The organism is Bradyrhizobium hipponense, assembly GCF_008123965.1.
Lineage (GTDB): Bacteria > Pseudomonadota > Alphaproteobacteria > Rhizobiales > Xanthobacteraceae > Bradyrhizobium > Bradyrhizobium hipponense.
On the sequence record NZ_VSTH01000272.1, the window covers coordinates 1 to 4,229 of the forward strand.

The following is a 4,229-nucleotide window of genomic DNA, read 5'->3' on the forward strand; positions in this document are numbered from 1 at the left end:
CAGGTGGCCGCCGTCGCCGTAGCGCGCAAGCTGACCGTCCTGTGCTGGCATCTGCTGACGAACGAAGAGGATTACCTCTGGGCCCGGCCCAGTCTTGTCGCTCACAAGATGCGCGGCATGGAGTTACAGGCTGGCCGAGCGCAGAAAAAAGGCAACACGCGCGGCCCTGCCTACGCGTACAATATCAAACAACTCCGCGATCAGGAGATGCACGTCGCCGAGCAAGCGCAGAGAAGGTATGAGCACTTTGTCGAAGCTTGGCGCCCGCGCCCGCCAAAAGAAAAGGCGCGCGGGCGCCTCAACCCGGCAGGACACAGATAGGGCTGCCCGGCGACGCTTACAGCCGACGCGCCGCTCTTCGCCACGAGGTCACCCGCGCACGACAATAACAATCGCTGTTCGGGCTAGTTCCCATCCCCCTGGGACACGGGGCCGGTGAGTCATTGTTTCTTTCCAGGCCCGATCCGATCGAGGATGCCGCCGTGCTCGGGCCGGTCAAGGCCGAGCCTTGCGGTGGCCGCAAACTGCGGCCAGCCTTGACCGCCCCTGCGCGCGGCAGCTGCGAGAAGGGCGGTCGGGACGGAAGAATGCCGGCGGCGCGGTCGAACAAAAGAATGCATCTTCCGGAGCCCGCTAAAAACTGCTTGTCGATCTCATCCGTCGTCCGCAAGTGTTTCCAGTGCTCGGCCGGGAAGTCGTAGAATGCGAGCAGCGTGTCTCGATCCTTGCTCAGGCAGTCGGCCGCCTTCTCGTATTTCAGCAAGTAGCTCTCGATGAAGGCGTCGAACGCCAGCTCGGCGGCGACCTTCGTTTCAGCCATCCAGATCTCCTGCAACGCTCGCTTGGCTTTCGGCTGCTGGCTCTTCGGCAGCTTGGCGAGCACGTTGGCGGTTTTGTGCACCCAGCAACGCTGCTCGGGCGTTTTCGGCCAGATCTCACCGGCGGCTTTCCAGAAGCCGAGTGCGCCATCGGCGATGACGAGCCGCGGAGGCACGTCGAGCCCGCGCCGCTTCAGATCAAGCAGCAGATCGCGCCAGTCGTGCGCGCTCTCGCGGGCACCATCGGTGAAGCCGACCAGTTCCTTGCGGCCTTCCGGCGTCGCACCGATCAGCACGAGGATGCACTGCTTTTCGTCCTCGAGCCGCGCCTCCAGATGGATGCCATCGGCCCAGATGTAAACGTAGCGCTTCGCCGACAGATCGCGCTTCTGCCACGCGGTGTGCTCGTCGCGCCAGCCATCCTTTAGGCGACCGACGGCTGATGCCGACAACCCGGCAGCATCCTTGCCGAGCAGCGCCGCCAGCGCCTCGGAGAAATCGCCGGTCGAGATCCCCTTCAGATAAAGGACCGGCAGCAGCGTCTCGATCGACTTCGAGCGGCGCATGTAGGGCGGCAGGATCGACGGCGAGAACCGGATGCGGCCAGGATCGGCAGCGGCGGCCTCGCGATCGCGTACACGCGGCTGGCGGACGGCGACCGGACCGATACCGGTCATCACCTCGCGCTCCGGCAGGTGGCCGTGGCGCACGACGCGCTGGTGGCCGTCCGGGGTCTTCAAATCGGCATGCTGGCCGAGAAAGTCTGCGACCTCGGCTTCGACCGCCTTGGCGAGAAGGGCACGTGCCCCGTTGCGCAAGACTTCTGTGAGTTGATCGTCGAAGATTCCTGGCTGAATCAGCTGGATGACGGTATCGTTGGACAGGGCATATCGCTCCTTCGGTGGAGAAGTGGAGGCGTCAAGCACCCCCACGATATGCCGCCTTCCCGATTCCCGTTGTCACCAACTTTGGGCAATAGCTCTCCATACCGCCGGCGCGCTGTATCAAGCATTTGCGCCCGCTGAGGCCCGTCGCATCCTGCGCCGCCTCGAATTCCACTACACCCCGAAACACGCAAGTTGGCTCAACATGGTCGAGTGCGAGATCAGCGTGCTGCAGCGTCAATGTCTCGGCCGTCGCATCGACGATCCCAAACGGCTCCGAAACGAGATCACAGCATGGCAACGGCAGCGAAATAAAACCCGAGAACGCATCAAATGGATGTTCACAACCGACAAAGCCCGCGCCAAACTCCGCCGCGCCTATCCAACGACCTCCAAAGAGTCAAAACCACTGTGATGAACCACTAGTCCAGACTTGGCTAGCGTTGACCATCAGATGTTTTCCTGCTCCCTTCCACCTCCCATCGCGTTTCCAACGCTACATAGCGGCCGGATATTGCTAGCGGATGTGCGCACGCGTTAGATGTGGAGCAAAGTGAGATATAACAGACCGCGCTTAGAAATCGGGGCTTTACGATAGTGGTGGATGCTCCTGCCGGGCCCACCGATGAAATCAGCAATTATCAGCCGCCGTTTCGGCTGATCGGAATCACCGCACAGATACGTGCACTTTTCGTTCGCCGGCTGGATCGCGCTTGGCGATTTTCTCGACGGCGTCGGACAAATAATCGGGATGGTGATGGCCATAGGTGTTGAGCAGCACCTCAAGCGACATTCCGAGATAACCCGCTGCTTGCCAAGGGTCCGCGCCTCTCTGCATGAGCCAAGTCGCTGCGGTGTGTCGCAGCGTATGAGGGGATATTCCCGGTGCAAGCCCCGCGAGCCTCGCGGCACTTCTAAATGCCGTTTTGACTGAGGTGACGGGCCTTCCGTTGTACTCAACGAAATGCTTCGCCTCTGGGTCAATTCGGTGCCAGCGCCGCAGGTGAGCAAGCAATCGAAAGGGGATCGGCACCGTCGGCTGCCGCTTGTTGGTCTTGGCGCTGCCCTGTTTTAGACGGTAGTAGCGACCGCGCTCCAGGTCGACATAAGAGCGACCGATCGCGGGAATGGGCGATGCGGCCGCGATCGCTCCTGCGCGGCTTCCGCTGTAGATCCCCAGCAAAATGAACCGAGCAAGATGGCGGAGCGGATGCTTGCTTGTGGGGATCTTCATGTCCATCGGCCGACGCGACTTCTTTTGCATTTCGCGATAGCGCCAGCAGGTCCAAATCAGTTTGGCGGCATCGCCGCGGGTCAGCCACTTGTCTCGCGGCGAGCCCTTCTCTGGCAGCGAGACCTTGACGATTTCCCGATGATATCCTTCGGCTGCATGGTGACCGATGGCAGCGCGGAGATCTTCGAGGTCTCGGCGCGCGCCTCCCTTCTTTCCGCGGTTCTTGGCGTAGGCGCGACATGCCTCCCCATTGACCTCGCCAAGCATTTTTGCCCCCCACCACTCGTTCAATCGTCCGATTCGTTTCTTGAACTTGCGGATATCGGGGATGGTATCTTCGCTTTCGCTATCGACGTTGAAACGGCCGCAAAGCTTGTCCAGCTGCCCATCCAAATAAATTGAGAGGACATCCGCGATTGCGATATCGTCTATGTGGCGGACCCGTCGCTTCGGGGTGTGTTTAGAGGTTATGTAGTCCCTTAGTTTTTCCTCCGCGGCCACAATCTCATCTGCAGCGCAGCCTGTGCTGACATCCCGAGCGCTGTCCCTGATGATCCAGGTTGCTTGGTGAGCGATCCTTCCGGTCTTGCTTCGGCGTGCGGCCTTGAGCTGAAGTCTGGCGCCCTTGCTTCTTCGCGGCATAGCTCTCGCATCCGTTCGATATGAGCCAGCGTTGTAAATTCTTTCCCGGCAATCTTCTCGATAACCAATCGGTTACGATCGCGCTCACGACGTAAGCCCGCGACCGTCATGCCTCCTAAAGGAAAGGCGATCTTCACGGCATCAGCAAGGCGAAGAGGGGTGTCGGGCGTAATTTCAGCTTGCGCTCGATTGCTCATCGATCGCTTCTTCGAAACACCAGAGCCAAAAGAATCGGTAAGGTGTGGCAGAGTTGCAAAGGTCTCGTTCGAAATAAACCCAGCACGTTCGTTTGTCGAATGATGGGGTGTGGAATCGTACAATTGGGTCGCCCCCCTCGCGCAACTAGGTCTTCCGAATTGGATCACCACGGTAATCTTCGCTATCTTTCCGATGCCGTGCAACAGGATCAACGGCGGCAGCGCGAGCGAGCGGACGGCGGCGGCAAACACTGGGGATCGATCAGCCCCAGCCTGGGAGCCGCGCCCCCCACGGGAGCAATAACGCGTCGTCCGTGAAGAACTTCCAAGTCATTGAACGGGAGTCCTTTTTTTCTGACGAGAGGGGTTTTGAGATTGCAGGCTTTCGGGCTTTGACGACCCAAAAGCTTGCAATTTTGCTTTTGAGGATTCCATCGAATCGCGCGTCGTGATT

General features: G+C 60.0%; 2 protein-coding genes and 3 pseudogenes. 2 read left to right on the forward strand and 3 right to left on the reverse strand.

Going from position 1 to position 4,229, the window contains the following annotated elements; genetic code table 11:
* Positions 1-321 (forward strand): annotated as a pseudogene (locus tag FXV83_RS41725) (IS110 family RNA-guided transposase); the annotation flags it as partial.
* Between the two features lie 253 nt (positions 322-574).
* On the opposite strand, the pseudogene FXV83_RS41730 reads toward FXV83_RS41725, so the two are convergent.
* A pseudogene (locus tag FXV83_RS41730) lies at positions 575-1,702 on the reverse strand (IS256 family transposase); the annotation flags it as partial.
* A gap of 91 nt (positions 1,703-1,793) precedes the next feature.
* On the opposite strand from FXV83_RS41730, the pseudogene FXV83_RS41735 reads away from it, so the two are divergent.
* Positions 1,794-2,117, forward strand: a pseudogene (locus tag FXV83_RS41735) (transposase); the annotation flags it as partial.
* 252 nt (positions 2,118-2,369) lie between these two features.
* Here FXV83_RS41735 and FXV83_RS41740 read toward each other — a convergent pair.
* On the reverse strand, positions 2,370-3,437 hold the full coding sequence (locus FXV83_RS41740; RefSeq protein WP_235940622.1) for a tyrosine-type recombinase/integrase: 1,068 nt from the start codon (positions 3,435-3,437) through the stop codon (positions 2,370-2,372).
* Positions 3,416-4,027, reverse strand: a complete 612-nt coding sequence (locus FXV83_RS44820) for a hypothetical protein (protein ID WP_235940623.1) — start codon at positions 4,025-4,027, stop codon at positions 3,416-3,418. Before FXV83_RS44820 ends, FXV83_RS41740 begins: the two co-directional genes overlap by 22 nt.
* Between the last annotated feature and the right edge of the window lie 202 nt (positions 4,028-4,229).